Here is a 16204-nt window from a genome sequence, read left to right on the forward strand (position 1 = left end):
CTTACGCCTCCAGCTTGTAGTTGTGGAAGCGGTCGCGCAGGTCCTTCTTGCTGATCTTTCCCGTCGCGGTGTGCGGGATCTCGTCGATGAATTCGACCGCGTCGGGCAGCCACCATTTGGCGACTTGCGGCTTGAGATGCTCTATCAATTCGCCACTGGTGATCTGCGCGCCGTCGTTCGGGACGACGAAGAGCACCGGACGCTCGTCCCATTTGGGATGCGGCATGCCGATACAGGCCGCCTCGGCGACGGCGGGATGGCCCACGGCGGCGTTTTCGAGCTCGACCGAGCTGATCCACTCGCCGCCCGATTTGATCACGTCCTTGGTGCGGTCGGTCAGTTGCAGCGTGCCGTCGGGATGGATGATCCCGACATCGCCCGTGTCGAACCAGCCTTCGGGGCTGGCGGCGTCCTTGTCGGCCTTGAAGTAGCGTTTGATGATCCATGGCCCCCGGATTTGTAGCGCGCCCGAGGTCTTGCCATCGCGCGGCAATTCGGTGGTCATGTCATCGAGATCGACCGTGCGCAGTTCAACGCCGAAGATCGGGCGCCCCTGCATCATCGTCTTGGCAACGCGCTCTTCGAAGCTGAGATCCTCCCAGTCCCAGGTGGGCGAGCCTACAGTGCCAATCGGCGAGGTTTCCGTCATGCCCCAGGCGTGCTGCACCCGCGTCCCGTTTTTCATCAGGCGCTCGATCATGAATTTGGGCGCCGCCGAGCCGCCAATGGTCGCGGCTTTGAGCGGCGGCAAATCGATGCCCTGCGCGTCGCAATACTGGAAATGCGCGAGCCAGACGGTGGGTACACCGGCGCTGTCGGTGACCTTCTCGCTCAGCATGAGCTCGTGCAGCACGGCCGGATCGTTAACCGCAGAGAAGACGAACTTCACTCCCGCCATCGCGCCCGCATAGGGCAGGCCCCAGGAGGCGGCGTGGAACATTGGCACCACGGGCAGCATCACCGAGGCCGCGCTGAAGTTGAAGGTTGCCGGCTGAAGTCCCGCAAGAGCGTGAAATACGGTTGAGCGGTGCTCGTATTGCACGCCCTTGGGGTTACCCGTGGTGCCCGAAGTGTAGCAGATCATGCACGGATCGGTTTCGTCCCCCGTGACCCAGTCGAAATCGCCATCCTGCGCGCCGATCCAGTCTTCGAAGGCGGGCGCGTGCTCGCCGCTGTCGAAGCAAATGTAATGCTCCACCGTCTTCCAGCGGTCCTTCATTCTGTCGACGATCGGCTGGAAGGCCGCGTCGTAACACAGCACCTTATCCTCGGCGTGGTTGACGATGTATTCGAGCTGGTCGTCAAAAAGACGGGGATTCACAGTGTGGAGCACCCCGCCCATCCCGGCCACACCGTACCAGCTGACAAGATGGCGTGAGTGATTCATGGCGAGACTTGCGACTTTGTCCCCTTTCTTGAGACCGAGAGCCTGAAGCGCCTGCGCCATTTTGAGCGCGTCGCGGCGAATGCCGGACCAATTCGTGCGTGTCTCGTTACCATCGGCCCAGCGCGTCACAATCTCGCGCGCGCCATTCTCGCGCGCCGCGTGATCGATCACGTGTGTCACGCGCATGGTCCAGTCCTGCATGGCTCCCAGCATGGGTCGTTCCTCTCTCAATGGATACGTTGTGCTTTGGCGCATTCATGCCGCGCACCATCAGCCTTGGCAACAGGTCTGGGCGAAGCGTTTGCCCGATCTCCTTGAGGCGATGCCGAACGCGCAAGCCGATGGGGTTTCGGTTTTGGGACCGGTCCGGGCTTGCCGAACAGGGAGCGCGACGATGCCAAGCGGCTGTAACAAAGCTCGCTTATCGCTGCGCCATAAGCATGGAGGACCTCACGATATGAAGAGAACCGCACTCTTGCTGGCATGCGCCAGCGTGCTTGTCGCCACACCGGTGGCCGCTCGCGAAGGGCCTTATCTTGGCGTTAACGCAGGCGTCAGCCTTGAGGACCAGGTCGACGTCGACACGGCCACCGATCCCGCGCAAAACGCCGCCTTCGCGGACACCGAAACCGGCCTCGATCTCGATGTCGTCGTCGGTTACGATTTCGGGCCATTCCGGCTCGAAGCCGAAGGGGGATACAAGCGCAACGGTTACAACGGCCTGACGGTCGTCCTGCCAGAAGTGGTGCCCGGCGCACCGGTTGCGTCCGGCACGGTCGTCCAGAACGAGCGGGACCTTACGATCTGGTCCGGGATGCTCAACGCTCTGATCGATATCGGCAAGGACGACGGCTTCAACCTTTTCGTTGGCGGCGGGATCGGGGTCGCCAATGTCGATATTCCTGTCGAGGTCGATGGCGTAGGCACTGTCATCGATGATAGCGCGACCGATCTTGCCTATCAGGCGCTCGCCGGATTGCGTTTCCCGGTGACCGAGAACATCGATCTGGGACTGAAGTATCGCTATTTCGTGATCGATGATTTCAGCATCGATACGGCGGTGGGTGTGCCCGCCGAGGTCGATTATTCTGCGCATTCCATCCTTGCGAGCGTGGTTTACAACTTCGGGCGCAAGGCACCCCCGCCTCCTCCCCCGCCTCCCCCACCGGCGCCGCCGCCTCCTCCTGCCCCGCCGCCGCCTCCGCCACCACCACCTCCTCCTCCGCCGCCTCCTGTCGTTGAGTGCAACACCGGGCCCTACATCGTGTTCTTCGATTTCGATGAGAGCGAGATCACGCCCGAGGCCGCGCGCATCCTCGATGGCGCCGCGACGTCCTATGCTGACTGCGGCTCGGCACGCGTGATGCTTGCAGGCCACACGGACCGGGCGGGCGCGGTGCAGTACAATGTCGGCCTGGCCGAACGCCGAAACGCTGCGGTTGAAACATATCTGATCGGTCGCGGCATCGCCGCTGATCGCATCGCCAGCGAAGCCTTTGGCGAAGCGCAACCGATGGTTCCGACGCAAGACGGTGTGCGCGAACAGCGCAACCGCCGTGTGGAAATCACCTACGGCCCGGGCTCCGGTCGGTAGTCCGGGCCGCTTCCGTCAAGAAAGGGCTGGAGGCGCAAACCTCCGGCCCTTTCTTGGCGCATCCGGCAAGAGCCTGGAGCTGAAGGTCAGGCGACCAGTTTGAGCGGGGCTTCCCCACGCACAGGTTCCAGCCGGACGTTTTCAATTCCCTCGATCTGAGAAATGCGATTGGCCATTTCGCCATCGAGGCGGAAGCGTGTTCCAAGCCGGACGAGCGCGTCCTGCCCGTTCGCCATAGCCAACCGCACCACCACCTCACCCGGCGTGTCGCTTGACGCTTCAAGCTCATGGCGGAACATCTCGAACGCGGCTGCGTGGCGCACATCGACCTCAAGCCGCATCGGCACGCGACCGCGAACATCGGACAGCGGTTTGGCTCCCCTCACGGTGAGGCGGGGCGGTTCGCCGGGATTGGGCGAATCAAGCTCGACGCTCAGCAACAGGCACTCACCCGTCTTCGCCCAGCGCTCGAACTGCTCAACCAGCGACCCCTCGAAGCACGCCGCCTTGAACTGGCCCGTCGCGTCCGAGAAGTCCGCGCGCACAAACTCCGCGCCGCGCTTTGTTCGGCCCTTGCTCGCCCCTTCAACCATCGCCGCAATGGCAGCGTGACCCCGACCGCCCGGCGGCGCACCGGCTTCCATGATGCTCTGATAGGTGCGCGCTCCCTGAGCCGAGGCGGCTTCGCGATAATGCTGCACCGGGTGTGCGGAAAAGAAGAAGCCGAAATTCTCACGTTCCTGCGCCATTTTTTCAGCGCGAGACCATGGGTCTGTGGGAGATAGGCGCAGGGGCTCATCGCCCCCTTGATCGCCGCCGAAGAGCGCTGTTTGGCCACTTTCGCGCTCACGGATCGCCGCTTCGGTGACCGCCAGCAACGTATCGACGTTGGCGTGAAGAAGCGCGCGGTTCTCCTCAAGACCATCGAGCGCACCCGCGCAGATCAATCCTTCGAGCTGCCGACGGTTCATGGAGCCTTGCGGGACACGCTCGCACAGGTCCTTCAAACTCCGGTACGGGCCGTTCGCGTCGCGTTCGTCGACAATCTGGTCCATCGCCTTTTCGCCGACATTGCGGATACCAGCGAGCGCGTAACGGACCGCGTAGCCATGATCGGTCTGTTCAACCGTGAACCGCGCCTCGCTGGCGTTGATATCGGGGGGCAGGACTTCAACGCCGCCCTCCACGGGATAACGCCGCGCGTCGTCCACAAACACGCTCAGCTTTTCCGACTGGTGCAGGTCAAAACACATCGAAGCGGCGTAGAATTCTTCGGGATAATGCGCCTTTAGCCAGGCCGTCTGGTACGCAAGCAGCGCGTAGGCTGCGGCGTGCGACTTATTGAAACCATAGCCCGCAAACTTGTTGATCAAGTCGAACAATTCGTTCGCCTGCCCCGCATCGATGGCCGAAACACGCTTGCATCCTTCGACAAAGATCGCGCGCTGCTTGTCCATCTCCGCCTGGTTCTTTTTGCCCATCGCGCGGCGCAGCAGGTCCGCATCCCCGAGTGAATAGCCCGCCAGGATTTGCGCGGCCTGCATCACTTGTTCCTGGTAGACGAAGATGCCGTAGGTTTCCGCCAGAATGCCTTCGAGTTTGGGGTGCGGATATTCGATAGCGACTTCGCCGGCCTTGCGTTGTCCGAACAGTGGAATGTTGTCCATCGGCCCGGGGCGGTAGAGCGAGACCAGCGCGATGATATCGCCGAAATTGGAGGGCTTCACCGCTTTGAGCGTGCGACGCATCCCGTCCGATTCCAGCTGGAAAACGCCAACGGTGTTACCCGCCTGCATGAGATTGTAGACGCCCCTATCATCCAGCGGCAGCGCGCCCAGATCGATATCGATCCCGCGCTCGGCCAGCAGATCCACCGCTTTGCGCAGAACGCTAAGGGTCTTGAGGCCGAGGAAATCGAATTTGACGAGCCCCGAGCTCTCGACATTTTTCATGTCGTACTGTGTCACCGGCATGTCCGAACGCGGGTCGCGGTAGAGCGGGACGAGCTTGGACAGTGGACGGTCGCCAATGACGACACCGGCCGCGTGGGTCGAGGAATTGCGCGGAAACCCCTCCAGCTGAAGCGCGAGATCGACGAGCTGCTTCACGTCCTCGTCGTTGTCGTATTCGCGTTTGAAATCCGCCGCGCCGTTGAGAGCACGTTTGAGATCCCAGGGATCGGTCGGGTGGTTGGGCACCATCTTGGCCAGGTCGTTGCGCTTGTTGAAGCCCATCTGAAGGATGCGCCCGCAGTCCTGAATCGCCGCACGCGCTTTCAGCTTTCCGAAAGTGATAATTTGCGCGACGTGGTCGGCCCCGTATTTTTCCTGAACGTAGCGGATGACTTCGCCCCGGCGCGTTTCGCAAAAATCGATATCGAAGTCAGGCATCGACACGCGTTCGGGATTAAGGAAGCGTTCGAAGAGCAGGCCAAGCTGGATCGGATCGAGATCGGTGATCGTCAGCGCCCAGGCGACAATCGAGCCAGCGCCCGAACCGCGGCCCGGTCCGACCGGAATGCCGTTATCCTTCGCCCATTGAATGAAGTCGGCAACGATCAGGAAGTAACCAGGGAAACCCATCTTCACGATGATGTCGATCTCGTATTCGAGACGGTCGAAATAGACCTTTCGGGTCTCTTCATCCATCTCGCCATACGGCTCGAGCCGCTTTTCAAGGCCCGCGCGCGATTGTTCGGCGAGCATCGCCGCTTCGCCTTCCTGATCGCCCGCAAGGCTCGGCAGGATCGGATCGCGATAAGGCGGAGCGTAAGCGCAACGTTGCGCGATCACCAGCGAGTTCGCGGTCGCCTCAGGCAGATCTTCGAACAGCTCTTCCATCATGCTCGCCGATTTGACGAAAGCGTTCGGGTTGGTTTTCGGGCGATCGTCATCGACGATATAATTCGATCCCGCGATACACAGCATGGCGTCATGCGCCTGATGCATATGCGGCTCGGCGAAGTTGGCGGGGTTGGAGGCCACCAGCGGAAGATCGCGCGCGTAGGCGAGATCGATCAGCGCCTCTTCGGCGCGCTCGCAGACAGGGTCTGCGTGCCGAGCCAGTTCGATATAGAGCCGCTCCGGGAACAACGCCTGAAGGTTATCGCACACGGCCTGCGCGGCGGCACCCTGCCCCTCCGCCAGCAGCCGGGTGAGCGCACCCTCGCCCGCTCCGGTGAGCGCGATCAGACCATCGGTGTGACCCTCCAGATCGCCGAGCATGACGTGCGGCTCAAGCTCCAGTGGGCGCTCCAGATGCGCCTTCGAGACCAGGTGACACAGATTGTCATACCCCGCCTCGTCCTGCGCGTAGAGCGGCAGGTAATCGACCTGTTTGCCTTGCGATCCCTCTCGCGCGACGCCCAGCAGAACGCCGATGATGGGCTGAACGCCTTCATCCTTGCACGCGCCTGCGAACATGACCGCGCCGTAAAGTCCGTTGCGATCGCAGATGGCGATGGCCGGAAAGCCGCGCTCCCTGGCAAGCTTGGCGATCGCTTTGGGATCGATCGCGCCTTCCAGCATGGAATAGGACGACAGGACGCGCAATGGAACGAACGGAGCGAATGGCATGCTCGCAATCTAGGAGAATCGAGCCGATTCGTAAGGCGCTGTGGAGAACTCCTTGAGTAGAAGGAATGGCGCGTTCACAGCAGCTTTTCGATATCCTTCGCGATGCGCGCGGGCGTGTCGTTGGAACCATAGCGCTTCACAACCTTGCCCTCTCGGTCGATCAGGAATTTCGTGAAGTTCCACTTGATCGAAGTCGAGCCCATGATCCCCTTCTGCTCTTTCTTCATCCAGTCGAATAAAGGCGAGGCGTCAGGGCCGTTGACATCGATTTTCTGCATCAACGGGAAGGTGACGCCGAAGTTGACCTTGCAAAACTCCGCGATCTCGTCGGCGTTTCCCGGCTCCTGAGCGCCAAACTGGTTGCACGGGAAGCCCAGCACTTCGAAGTCCTTGTCCTTGAATTGCTGATACAGCTTCTCCAGCCCGTCATATTGCGGGGTAAAGCCGCATTTCGATGCGGTGTTGACGACAAGCAGAACCTTGCCCTTCTTGGTTGCCAGATCGAGCTCTTCGCCGCGATTGGTCGTGACGGTAAAATCGGCAATGGTGGTCATGTGTTGGGATTCCCTAACTGGCCTTGCAGGCAGATGGGGACAGCCGGAGCGCTCGGCAAGCGCCTATTTCAGAACCCCATCGACAAGCCGCACCACGCGGTCCATCCGTGCCGCCAGCCTTTCATTGTGTGTCGCCACCAAGGCCGCGCTTCCCTCTCCGCGCACCAGTTCGAGAAACTGCGCCAGCACGGTGTCCGAAGTCGTTTCATCAAGGTTGCCGGTGGGCTCGTCCGCCAGCACGAGTGTGGGCCGGTTTGCCAGAGCCCGCGCCACCGCCACCCGCTGCTGCTCACCGCCCGAAAGCTGGCTTGGGCGGTGCTCCAGGCGCTGCTGCAAGCCAAGGCTCGACAGCAGGCTGTCAGCGCGCGTTTCGGCATCGGCCCGCCCCCGCCCCGCGATCATCTGCGGCATGATCACGTTTTCGCGCGCGTTGAAATCGGGGAGGAGATGGTGGAACTGGTAGACAAAACCCAAATGCGCGCGCCGAAGTGCCGTGCGCTGATCGCTCGGCAGTTCCTGCGCAGCGACGCCTGCGATCGCGATCGAGCCTTCAAAGCCGCCCTCGAGCAGCCCGACCGCTTGCAGCAGGGTCGATTTGCCCGATCCCGAAGGGCCCAGGAGCGCCACGATCTCACCCGGTTGAATGGTCAGATTGACCCCGCGCAGCACGTCGATGCGCTGCCCGCCCTGCTCGAAGCTGCGTTTGACGTCGGTGAGGCGCGCGATCGGCTCACTCATAGCGCAGCACCTGAACCGGATCGGTGTTCGCCGCCTTTAGCGCGGGATAAAGCGTGGCCAGAAAACTGAGGATCAGCGCGAGCGCGATAATAGCGGCGATTTCCCAAGGATCGGCCTTGGCGGGCAGTGTTGAAAGAAACCGCACTTCCGGGTCCCACAATTCCTGGCCCGTGAGCCAGGCAACGCCCCCCGTGATCTCTTCCCGGAAAAACAGGACGAGCGCGCCAAGGAGGAGCCCGGCGATCGTTCCGATTGCTCCGATCGTCGTGCCAGTTGTCACGAAGATCTTGAGCAGAGAGCGGCGCGTTGCCCCCATCGTTCGCATGATCGCGATGTCGCGCGTCTTGGCGCGCACCAGCATGACCAAGCTGGAAAGAATGTTAAAAGCGGCCACGAGCACCATGAAGCTCAAGGCAAACCCCATCGCCGCGCGTTCCACCTGAAGCGCTTCGAACAACGCCGAATTGATGGTACGCCAATCGGCGATCACCGCCTGCGTCCCCAACGCCTGTCGGATAGGAGCGAGGATCTCGCCCACGCTATTTGCATCATCCACGGTTACTTCGATCTGCCCGACCGTATCGCCCATCAGGAACAGCGTTTGCGCGTCCGCCATCGGCATGATCACGAATTTCTCATCGTAATCGTATATGCCGACCTCGAAGATTGCCGCGACCTCATAGCCCACGCGCCGGATTTGCGTACCAAACGGGGTTGGTCGCCCGTCGACATTGATCACGGTGATCGTATCCCCCACCCGCGCGCCGATGTTCTGGGCAAGGCGCGTTCCGATGGCCACGCGCCGCTCGCCCGGCACGAAGTTCGCGATACTGCCCATCACGACCTTTTCCTCAAGCTCGACAAGGTCCTCATCGATCTGGCCGCGCAGGAAGATCGCCGAGGCCACCCCATTGAAGGACACCACCGTCGGGCGCTCGATAAGAGGCGACGCGTCTGCCACGCCGGGCGTCGCTTTCACATCCTCCAGAATGTTTTCCCAGTCTTCCAGCTTGCCGCCATAGGCCTGGATGATCGCGTGGCCGTTAAGCCCCACGATCTTGTCCGTAAGCTCCCCGCGAAACCCGTTCATCACGCTCATGACGATCACAAGCATCGCCACGCTGAGCATGACAACGCCAATCGAGATGCTCGCGACGAGCGCAATGAACGCCTCCCCCTTGCCCGGCCAGAGGTAGCGCTTGGCGATCATGCGTTCGAAGGGTGAGAGCATTGACGGGCTTCGTGGAGGAGAGATGGAGCGAAAAGAGACCGGCACGCGCCAGCGTGTCCAGAGCCTTAGAAGCAGGCTGCATAGCGCACAATGCGTTTACGCCAGCATTTTGTGCGTAACGCTGGCGGATTGGCGGGCTGTTCAGGGCAGAAAAATCAGCGCCCTGAGGACAGGCTTGACGGTCACCTGTTTTGCCGACTTGTAATTGGTCCGTAACATCGCCATTGAGCGAGCGACGCCGCCCTGACGCCAGCAGCCAACAGGTCCGAGACATGCGCGCTTCCTCGCCCGAATTCGATCCTGACGAGGACAGGCTGCGCGAGGAGTGCGGCGTGTTCGGGATGAGCGGGGTGCAAGACGCGGCCAATTTCGTCGCGCTGGGGCTTCACGCGCTTCAGCACCGCGGGCAGGAAGCGGGCGGGATCGTCTCCTATAGCGAGAAGGATGGTTTTCAGTCCGCGCGCAAGTTCGGTTATGTGCGCGATAACTTCACCCGCGCCAGCGTCATGGCCCATTTGCCCGGCCCGATCGCGATCGGTCATGTGCGTTATTCGACCTCCGGCTCCAAGGGCGCAACGGCGATCCGCGATGTTCAGCCCTTCTTTGGCGAGTTCGCGATGGGCGGCGCGGCGATTGCCCACAACGGCAACCTCACCAACGCCCGCGCTTTGCGGCGCGATCTTGTCGAGCGCGGGGCGATCTTCCAAAGCTCGTCCGACACCGAATGCATTATCCATCTGATGGCGCGTTCGTTTGGCAAGACCATTCCGGACCGGATGAAAGACGCGCTGCGCCAGGTCGAAGGGGCGTTTTCCATCGTTGCGATGACCCGCTCCAAGCTGATCGGCGTGCGCGATCCGCTTGGCATTCGCCCGCTTGTGCTCGGCAAGCTGAAAGACGCATATGTGCTTTCGTCCGAAACCTGCGGGCTCGACATTATAGGGGCTGAATTGCTGCGCGAGATCGAGCCGGGAGAGATGGTCGTGATCAGCGACGGCCGCGTCGAAACCTACCGGCCTTTCGAACCGGTGCGCCCGCGCCCGTGCATCTTCGAATACGTCTATTTCAGCCGGCCCGATTCGATCATTGGAGGCCGGTCCGTCTACGAAGTGCGCCGCGAAATCGGAAAGCAGCTCGCGATCGAGGCGCCGGTCGAAGCGGATATGGTCTGCCCGGTACCCGACAGCGGCACGCCCGCCGCGATCGGCTTCGCCCAGCAATCGGGTATCCCGTTCGAAATGGGAATCGTGCGCAACCAGTATGTCGGGCGCACCTTTATCGAACCCACCGCGCAAATCCGTGACATGGGCGTGCGACTAAAGCTCAACGTCAATCGGTCGCTGATGCGGGGAAAGCGCGTCGTGCTCGTAGATGACAGCGTCGTACGCGGGACGACCTCGAAGAAAATCAAGGATATGGTGCTCGAAGCGGGCGCGAGCGAGGTGCATTTCCGTGTCGCCAGCCCGCCCACGATGTGGCCCGATTTCTACGGGGTCGATATGCCGACGCGCGGCGAATTGATCGCTGCGCAAATGTCGGAAGAGGAAATCCGCAATTTCGTCGGCGTCGAATCGCTGCGTTTCATCTCGATTGACGGCCTCTACCGCGCCGTCGGGGAAGATCGCGGTCGCGACAATGACGCGCCCAAGTACCACGACGCGGTCTTCACCGGCGATTATCCCACACCGCTGACCGACCGGGAGATGGCGCGCGCGCAAGAAGCGCAACTCTCGCTCGCGATTGAGAGCGAAACGAACACATGACCGATAAACCCCTGGCGGGCCAGACCGCCCTCGTGACCGGCGCAAGCCGCGGAATTGGCGCTGCGAGCGCTATCGCCATGGCCAAGGCCGGGGCGCACGTCATTCTTGTGGCCCGCAAGGTCAAACCGCTCGAAGCCATAGAGGACGCCATCCACGAGGCGGGCGGCACATCGACCATCGCGCCAGTGGACCTGACCGAAGCGGACTCCGTTTCGCGTCTGGCGAGCGCTATTGCCGGTCGCTGGGATACACTCGAAATTCTCTTGCTTTCAGCCGCCTATTTGCCGGAGCTCACACCGCTTTCGCAGGTTGATCCCAAGCAGTTCAACGAAGCGATGATGACCAATGTGGTTGCCACACAGGCTTTGCTGGCCAACTTCGATCCCTTGCTGCGCCGTTCGGACAAGGGGCGGGTTGTTGGCCTTACCAGCAGCGTGGGCGCAAATCCGCGCCCCTTCTGGGGCGCGTATGGATCGACCAAGGCCGCGTTTGAAAATTTGCTCGCAACCTACGCTGCCGAAGTCGAACGGCTCAGCCCTGTACGCGTCGCCATCATTGACCCTGGTGCAACCCGCACGCAAATGCGCGCGCGCGCCTATCCGGGCGAAGATCCCGAAACCGTGAAACCGCCCGAAGTGGTGGCGGACCGCCTCGTCGCCCTGTTGAGCGAAGACTTTGACGGCCTGCACCGCGAGCGAGTGGACTGACGCTGAGACGGATAAGTGCCTGCTTCGACACAGGTTTCATTTCATCCGTCCAAAAAAAATCCTCGAAAACCCCTCGTTAACCGTTCTCGTCTATCGGTTGGAAACGCAAAGCGGTGTCTATGAGACGCGACCACATTCGCGTTCCAGACCACTGGCAAGAGACCAACCGCTACTGGTACGAGAGCAAACAAGCGATGCCGACGGATAAAAACACTTACGATCTCGCTGCGCAGGAGGATCGCTGCGCGCCGCGGACAAAACTGACCATTCCTGCCACGCTTCGCGCCTCGGGTGGCCGGGCGTTTCAGAGCGTGGTGCACGACCTGTCGATCTCGGGGTTCTCCGCTGCGTCGATCAATCGCATGCACGAGGGCCAGGTGTGCTGGCTGACGCTGCCGGGCCTTGAAGCGCTGCAGAGCGAAGTGGTCTGGTGGGACAACTGCATCGTCGGCTGCGCATTCAGCGAGCTGCTCAGCCCGATCGTGCACGACAACATTCTCCAGCGCTACAGCCACATTTCGGCGCCGCGCAAGGCCATCTGACCGACCACCAGACCAAAACGGGGCGCCGCGAGCCAGGCGCGGCCCCTACCCCCTTTTTCAGGTTCCCGATGCGGCAATCTTGGCCGCGACCGCGCTCCAAGCGCTCCGGTATTCATCGCTCGTCGCCTTCGGCCAATTGCTGACCACCGTAAGCACCAGATCCTGCGACGGCACGAGCGTGATCGACTGACCGAAAATGCCCTGCGCGCCGAAGTTGCCTCCCGGATAGGTCCACCACTGATAGCCGTAGCCGAAACCGGAATCGCCAAAGTCGACGACCGAATCGCCCGCTTCACCGAACCAACCGTCGGGCACACTCGACGTCCCGTCGGGAGAGCGGCCCTCGTTCAACACGAAAACACCCATACGCGTGTAGTCGGCCAGGCTCAGCGACAAACAGCAGCCGCCGATATTGCCGCCGCGCGGATCGACCATCCAGAACAGGCCGCCTTCGAAACCGGCGGGTTCGACGATCTTCTCCTGCGCGTATTCGGCAAGCGGAAGACCTACCGCATTCTCGACCAGCAGGCCGATGAGATTGGTCTCGCCGGTCTTGTAGACGAATTTCGCACCCGGCTCCGTGTCGCGTTCAAGCCGCTTCATCTGCTCGACAATCGCATTGGCGCCGTATTCGAGCACGTATCTGTTCATCTGCGCGACGTCGCTGTCGGGATCAGTGTAATCCTCGTTCCACGCGACCCCGCTCGTCATGGTGGCGAGCTGCCTGACGGTGACGCCGTCGTAAGCAGAGCCCTCCAGCTCGGGAATGTACTGCGTTACGGGATCGCTGAGATCGCCGATGAACCCATCCGCAATCGCCGCGCCAAGCAGCGTGGACGTGAAGCTCTTGGCGACCGAGAAACTGGTCCAGCGCTGTTCGGGTCCGAAATCGAGGGCATAGTCTTCGAAGCGCACCGCGCCCTTGTGCCAGACCATCACGCCCGCCGCGTTCGTCTTCGCCATGGTCGCGCGGATTTCGCTTGCGATCGCCTCGGGAAGGGGATCGCCCCTGACAAGTTTGCTAGGCGTGGTCGCTGCGGGCACTTCATGGCCCGCAAACCACTTTTCCATCTCGCGGAAACGCTGCGAGCGCTGCTCATCATTCCAGAACAGAACCTGAAGGTCGGCCGGGTCGACTTCGGGCGGTGGGAGGAGGCGGACCTCTTCGAGCTCTGGAAGAGCTGCGTCCACGCCATTGGCGGTCTGCATCGTGGCGGTGCAGCCGCTCACGCCCAGCGCGACGCTTCCCGCCAACAACCATTTCTTCATTCCCATAGAACAGGGCCCCTCTTCCAATCCAATCTCAAGTCGGCGCGTTAGGATTTTGTCAGCGTCACTTGATGAGCATTCACGTTACGGCAGCGAAAGCCCGCCTCGCAATAGGCGAGATAGGTGCGCCAGAGCCGGACAAAACGCGCATCGAAACCGTCCGGGAGACGGTCTTTCTCAACCGCGCTCTCAAAACGCGTGCGCCAACGCTTGAGCGTCTCGGCATAGTCGAGCCCGAAATCGCATTGATCGTGCCATCCAAGCCCCCTCGCCTGCGCCAGCGCGCGAAACTCGCTGGTCTTGATGAGCAGCCCACCGGGGAAAATGTAGGCCTGGATAAACTCGGCCGATCCGGCGTAGGATTCAAACAGCTCCTCTGCCATCGAGATATACTGGATCGCCGCTCTTCCTCCGGGGCGAAGCGAGCGCGCGATAACATCCATGAAGTCGCCCCAGTATTCGCGCCCCAGAGCCTCCACCATCTCGACGCACGCAATCGCATCGTACTGCCCTTCGACGTCGCGGTAATCGCGCTTTTCGAAGCGGATGAAGGGCGAACAGCGCGAGCGCGCGTAGGCAAGCTGTTCGTCCGACAGACTGATCGCCGTCACGTTTGCGCCGCGATCGGCGAGCCGTTCGGACAAGGTGCCCCAACCGCAGCCGATCTCAAGCGCGTCGCTGGGGCGCCCAAGCCGTTTGACAATCGCCTCGATCTTGGCGCGCTGAGCGGCTTCAAGCCCGTCCTCACCCGCCATCGGATCAAGACCGAGCGCGCTGGAATAGCTCATGCTGGGATCGAGCCATGCGCGGTAGAAATCGTTGCCAAGGTCGTAATGCGCGGCAACGTTGCGCTGCGCGCCCGCCCGGTTGTTGCGGTTGTAGCGATGCGCGAGGTTCGCCGCCCATCGGAACGGTCCGGAAGCGCGCGCGGCGTTGCCCAGGGTAAGCGCGTTGTCGCCCATGATTGCGTATAGCGCGACCAGATCGTCGCACTCCCATTCTCCGGCTTCGTAGGCCTGATACCAACCGATTGAGCCGCTGGTCGCCAACCGCAGGAGCGCGCGCCAGTCGCGGACATGTATCTGCGCGTCAAACCCGGGCCTGCGTCCGCCCAGGAGCTCACTGGACCCATCGGGAAGATGAGCGAGTAAGGATCCGCGCTCCAGACCCCTGTCGATGGCATTGATGATGGCGCGAAAGCCAGGCGCGATCAGACGCGAGAGAAGGCCGGGAGCGCTGGCAAAACGGGCCCCGCCGCTCAGGAGCGGTTCGCCGCGTGATCCCGTTCCTACTCCGCCCGCGTTCATGGAGGCCTACATAGTCGCCGCCCCAAGCGCGCGGCAAGCCTGAGGTTAACCGTCCTCGCTAATCGTCCTTCATGGCCCTGTACGCTGCCAGCGCGCGTTCGCGGGCGGCGCGGTGGGCTATGATCTTGGGCGGATAGGCCTTTGGCAGACGCCCGAACTCCTCTGGATCGTGAATGTAGGGCTCATCGAGATCGGCGAGCTCGGGCACGAATGTGCGAATATACTTCGCGCAGTCGAATTTCTCCGACTGGCTGAGCGGCGCCATGATACGGCTGAACATGTTGGAATCGACGCCTGTGCCCGCGGTCCACTGCCAATTGGTCGCGTTCGAAGCGTAATCCGCGTCCACCAGGCAATCCCAGAACCACTTCTCGCCCTCGCGCCAATCGAGCAGCAGATGTTTGATCAGGAAGCTCGCCGTAATCATGCGCACACGGTTGTGCATCCAGCCCGTTCGCCACAATTCGCGCATGCCCGCATCAACGATCGGATAGCCGGTCCTTCCCTGCTGCCACGCCTTGAGATCGCGCGCGGCCTCTTCGTCGGTCTCGGGATCGCGCCACTCGATCTGGTCGAAGTCCTCGCGGTAATTGTCGCGGGCGTAGAGCGGGAACTGAGCGACGGTGTTTTGCGCGTAGTCGCGCCAGATCAGCTCGCTTTCGTAAGTTCTCCAGCCATCCGAGCGCTTGCGCTTGAAGCGGTGCCATATCTGGACCGGGGTGATTTCGCCGAAATGCAGATGCGGAGAAAGACGAGAGACTTTCTCAACACTGGGGAAATTGCGCTTGTCGTCGTAGTCGTCAACGTGGTCTTCCCACCACTTGAGGCGCTCATGCGCGGCCTCTTCGCCAACCTCCCAAGCCTTGGCAATGCCGCCCGACCAGTCGGGCTTTGCGGGAAGAAGCTTCCATTCGGTCAGATCGTCAGAGGCGGGCCAATCGTCCGGAGAAGACAGCGTCTCGGGCTCGGGCAGTTCGTCACGCGGGGGGAATTGCTCGCGCACCGCACGGCTGAACGGGGTGTAGATCTTGTACTGCCCGCCAGAGCCGGTCTTGATCGAGCCCATCACAGTCAGGAAATTGCCATCGTCGTAGCGTTTCAGATCGATTTCCTCGGCCAGCGCCTTCTCGGCGTTGCGCCACCAGGGTTCGTAATGGCGGTTGGCGTGTATCGTGGTCGCGCCGGTTTCCTTGGCAATCTTGAGCAACTCCCCGACCGCATCGCCCTTGCGCAGGATGATGCGGGCGTGGCGTCTCGCAAACGCGTTCTGGAGGCTATCGAGCGAATGGTGCAACCACCAGCGCGAGGCCCCGCCATAGGCGTGGGTGCTGGCGCGCTCATCATCCAGCACAAAAACCGCGATGACCGGGCCCGCCTTCGCAGCGTGATAGAGCGCAGGATTATCAGCCATGCGCAGATCGCGCCGCAGCCATACTATTTGGGGGGTGGTATCAGTCATCCCCTAGCAAACGCCGTCATGCTGAACTCGTTTCAGCATCCATCGTCAAAACTGTGATCGGTCCCGGGAGACGGAGAT

At 61.8% G+C, this 16204-nt stretch carries 12 protein-coding genes; 4 read left to right on the forward strand and 8 right to left on the reverse strand.

All coding sequences use genetic code 11. From position 1 onward, the window contains the following. Window position 1: 1 nt before the first annotated feature. A complete protein-coding gene (locus tag QNI87_RS05015; protein ID WP_300594826.1) occupies window positions 2–1600 on the reverse strand; it encodes a long-chain fatty acid--CoA ligase in 1599 nt (532 codons plus the stop codon). Between the two features lie 244 nt (window positions 1601–1844). On the opposite strand from QNI87_RS05015, the gene QNI87_RS05020 reads away from it, so the two are divergent. Then, complete coding sequence (locus QNI87_RS05020; RefSeq protein ID WP_300594829.1) at window positions 1845–2981, forward strand: OmpA family protein; 1137 nt, start codon at window positions 1845–1847, stop codon at window positions 2979–2981. An 86-nt stretch (window positions 2982–3067) separates the two neighbouring features. Here the strand turns inward: QNI87_RS05020 and dnaE are convergent, their stop codons facing one another. The 4 genes from dnaE to QNI87_RS05040 all read right to left on the reverse strand — a co-directional run bounded on the left by dnaE (window position 3068) and on the right by QNI87_RS05040 (window position 9079). After that, on the reverse strand, window positions 3068–6556 hold the full coding sequence (gene dnaE / locus QNI87_RS05025; protein ID WP_300594832.1) for a DNA polymerase III subunit alpha: 3489 nt from the start codon (window positions 6554–6556) through the stop codon (window positions 3068–3070). Window positions 6557–6630: 74 nt separating this feature from the next. Beyond that, window positions 6631–7110 carry a glutathione peroxidase gene (locus tag QNI87_RS05030; protein ID WP_300594835.1) on the reverse strand — a complete coding sequence of 160 codons (480 nt, stop codon included), beginning with the start codon at window positions 7108–7110 and terminating at the stop codon, window positions 6631–6633. 63 nt (window positions 7111–7173) lie between these two features. After that, the gene (locus QNI87_RS05035; protein WP_300594838.1) at window positions 7174–7848 is read right to left on the reverse strand and encodes an ABC transporter ATP-binding protein; all 675 of its coding nucleotides are present in this window, start codon (window positions 7846–7848) and stop codon (window positions 7174–7176) included. Continuing rightward, window positions 7841–9079, reverse strand: coding sequence for a lipoprotein-releasing ABC transporter permease subunit (locus QNI87_RS05040; RefSeq protein ID WP_300594841.1), 1239 nt, complete (start codon window positions 9077–9079; stop codon window positions 7841–7843). Before QNI87_RS05040 ends, QNI87_RS05035 begins: the two co-directional genes overlap by 8 nt. 272 nt (window positions 9080–9351) lie before the next feature. Between QNI87_RS05040 and purF the strand changes: the two genes are divergently transcribed. The 3 genes from purF to QNI87_RS05055 all read left to right on the forward strand — a co-directional run bounded on the left by purF (window position 9352) and on the right by QNI87_RS05055 (window position 12091). Beyond that, window positions 9352–10842, forward strand: a complete 1491-nt coding sequence (gene purF, locus QNI87_RS05045; RefSeq protein WP_300594844.1) for an amidophosphoribosyltransferase — start codon at window positions 9352–9354, stop codon at window positions 10840–10842. After that, a complete protein-coding gene (locus QNI87_RS05050) occupies window positions 10839–11549 on the forward strand; it encodes an SDR family NAD(P)-dependent oxidoreductase (RefSeq protein WP_300594847.1) in 711 nt (236 codons plus the stop codon). Before purF ends, QNI87_RS05050 begins: the two co-directional genes overlap by 4 nt. Before the next feature lie 194 nt (window positions 11550–11743). Further along, window positions 11744–12091, forward strand: a complete 348-nt coding sequence (locus QNI87_RS05055) for a PilZ domain-containing protein (RefSeq protein WP_300595320.1) — start codon at window positions 11744–11746, stop codon at window positions 12089–12091. Between the two features lie 57 nt (window positions 12092–12148). Here QNI87_RS05055 and QNI87_RS05060 read toward each other — a convergent pair whose 3' ends face one another. From QNI87_RS05060 to QNI87_RS05070, 3 genes are read right to left on the reverse strand one after another with little or no spacing between them, the layout of a single operon-like run. Next, complete coding sequence (locus QNI87_RS05060) at window positions 12149–13360, reverse strand: serine hydrolase (protein WP_300594849.1); 1212 nt, start codon at window positions 13358–13360, stop codon at window positions 12149–12151. 47 nt (window positions 13361–13407) lie between these two features. After that, complete coding sequence (locus tag QNI87_RS05065; RefSeq protein WP_300594851.1) at window positions 13408–14667, reverse strand: cyclopropane-fatty-acyl-phospholipid synthase family protein; 1260 nt, start codon at window positions 14665–14667, stop codon at window positions 13408–13410. Window positions 14668–14725: 58 nt separating this feature from the next. Continuing rightward, window positions 14726–16126 carry a deoxyribodipyrimidine photo-lyase gene (locus tag QNI87_RS05070; protein WP_300594854.1) on the reverse strand — a complete coding sequence of 467 codons (1401 nt, stop codon included), beginning with the start codon at window positions 16124–16126 and terminating at the stop codon, window positions 14726–14728. Window positions 16127–16204 lie beyond the last annotated feature (78 nt).

Origin of the sequence: Erythrobacter sp. (assembly GCF_030066995.1) — a bacterium.
Classification (GTDB): Bacteria; Pseudomonadota; Alphaproteobacteria; order Sphingomonadales; family Sphingomonadaceae; genus Erythrobacter.

Bases quoted from the DNA above. Each gene is read 5' to 3' on its own strand.
- QNI87_RS05015 (WP_300594826.1), bottom strand. From the start codon at position 1,600: ATGCTGGGAGCCATGCAGGACTGGACCATGCGCGTGACACACGTGATC.
- QNI87_RS05020 (WP_300594829.1), top strand. From the start codon at position 1,845: ATGAAGAGAACCGCACTCTTGCTGGCATGCGCCAGCGTGCTTGTCGCC.
- dnaE (WP_300594832.1), bottom strand. From the start codon at position 6,556: ATGCCATTCGCTCCGTTCGTTCCATTGCGCGTCCTGTCGTCCTATTCC.
- QNI87_RS05030 (WP_300594835.1), bottom strand. From the start codon at position 7,110: ATGACCACCATTGCCGATTTTACCGTCACGACCAATCGCGGCGAAGAG.
- QNI87_RS05035 (WP_300594838.1), bottom strand. From the start codon at position 7,848: ATGAGTGAGCCGATCGCGCGCCTCACCGACGTCAAACGCAGCTTCGAG.
- QNI87_RS05040 (WP_300594841.1), bottom strand. From the start codon at position 9,079: ATGCTCTCACCCTTCGAACGCATGATCGCCAAGCGCTACCTCTGGCCG.
- purF (WP_300594844.1), top strand. From the start codon at position 9,352: ATGCGCGCTTCCTCGCCCGAATTCGATCCTGACGAGGACAGGCTGCGC.
- QNI87_RS05050 (WP_300594847.1), top strand. From the start codon at position 10,839: ATGACCGATAAACCCCTGGCGGGCCAGACCGCCCTCGTGACCGGCGCA.
- QNI87_RS05055 (WP_300595320.1), top strand. From the start codon at position 11,744: ATGCCGACGGATAAAAACACTTACGATCTCGCTGCGCAGGAGGATCGC.
- QNI87_RS05060 (WP_300594849.1), bottom strand. From the start codon at position 13,360: ATGAAGAAATGGTTGTTGGCGGGAAGCGTCGCGCTGGGCGTGAGCGGC.
- QNI87_RS05065 (WP_300594851.1), bottom strand. From the start codon at position 14,667: ATGAACGCGGGCGGAGTAGGAACGGGATCACGCGGCGAACCGCTCCTG.
- QNI87_RS05070 (WP_300594854.1), bottom strand. From the start codon at position 16,126: ATGACTGATACCACCCCCCAAATAGTATGGCTGCGGCGCGATCTGCGC.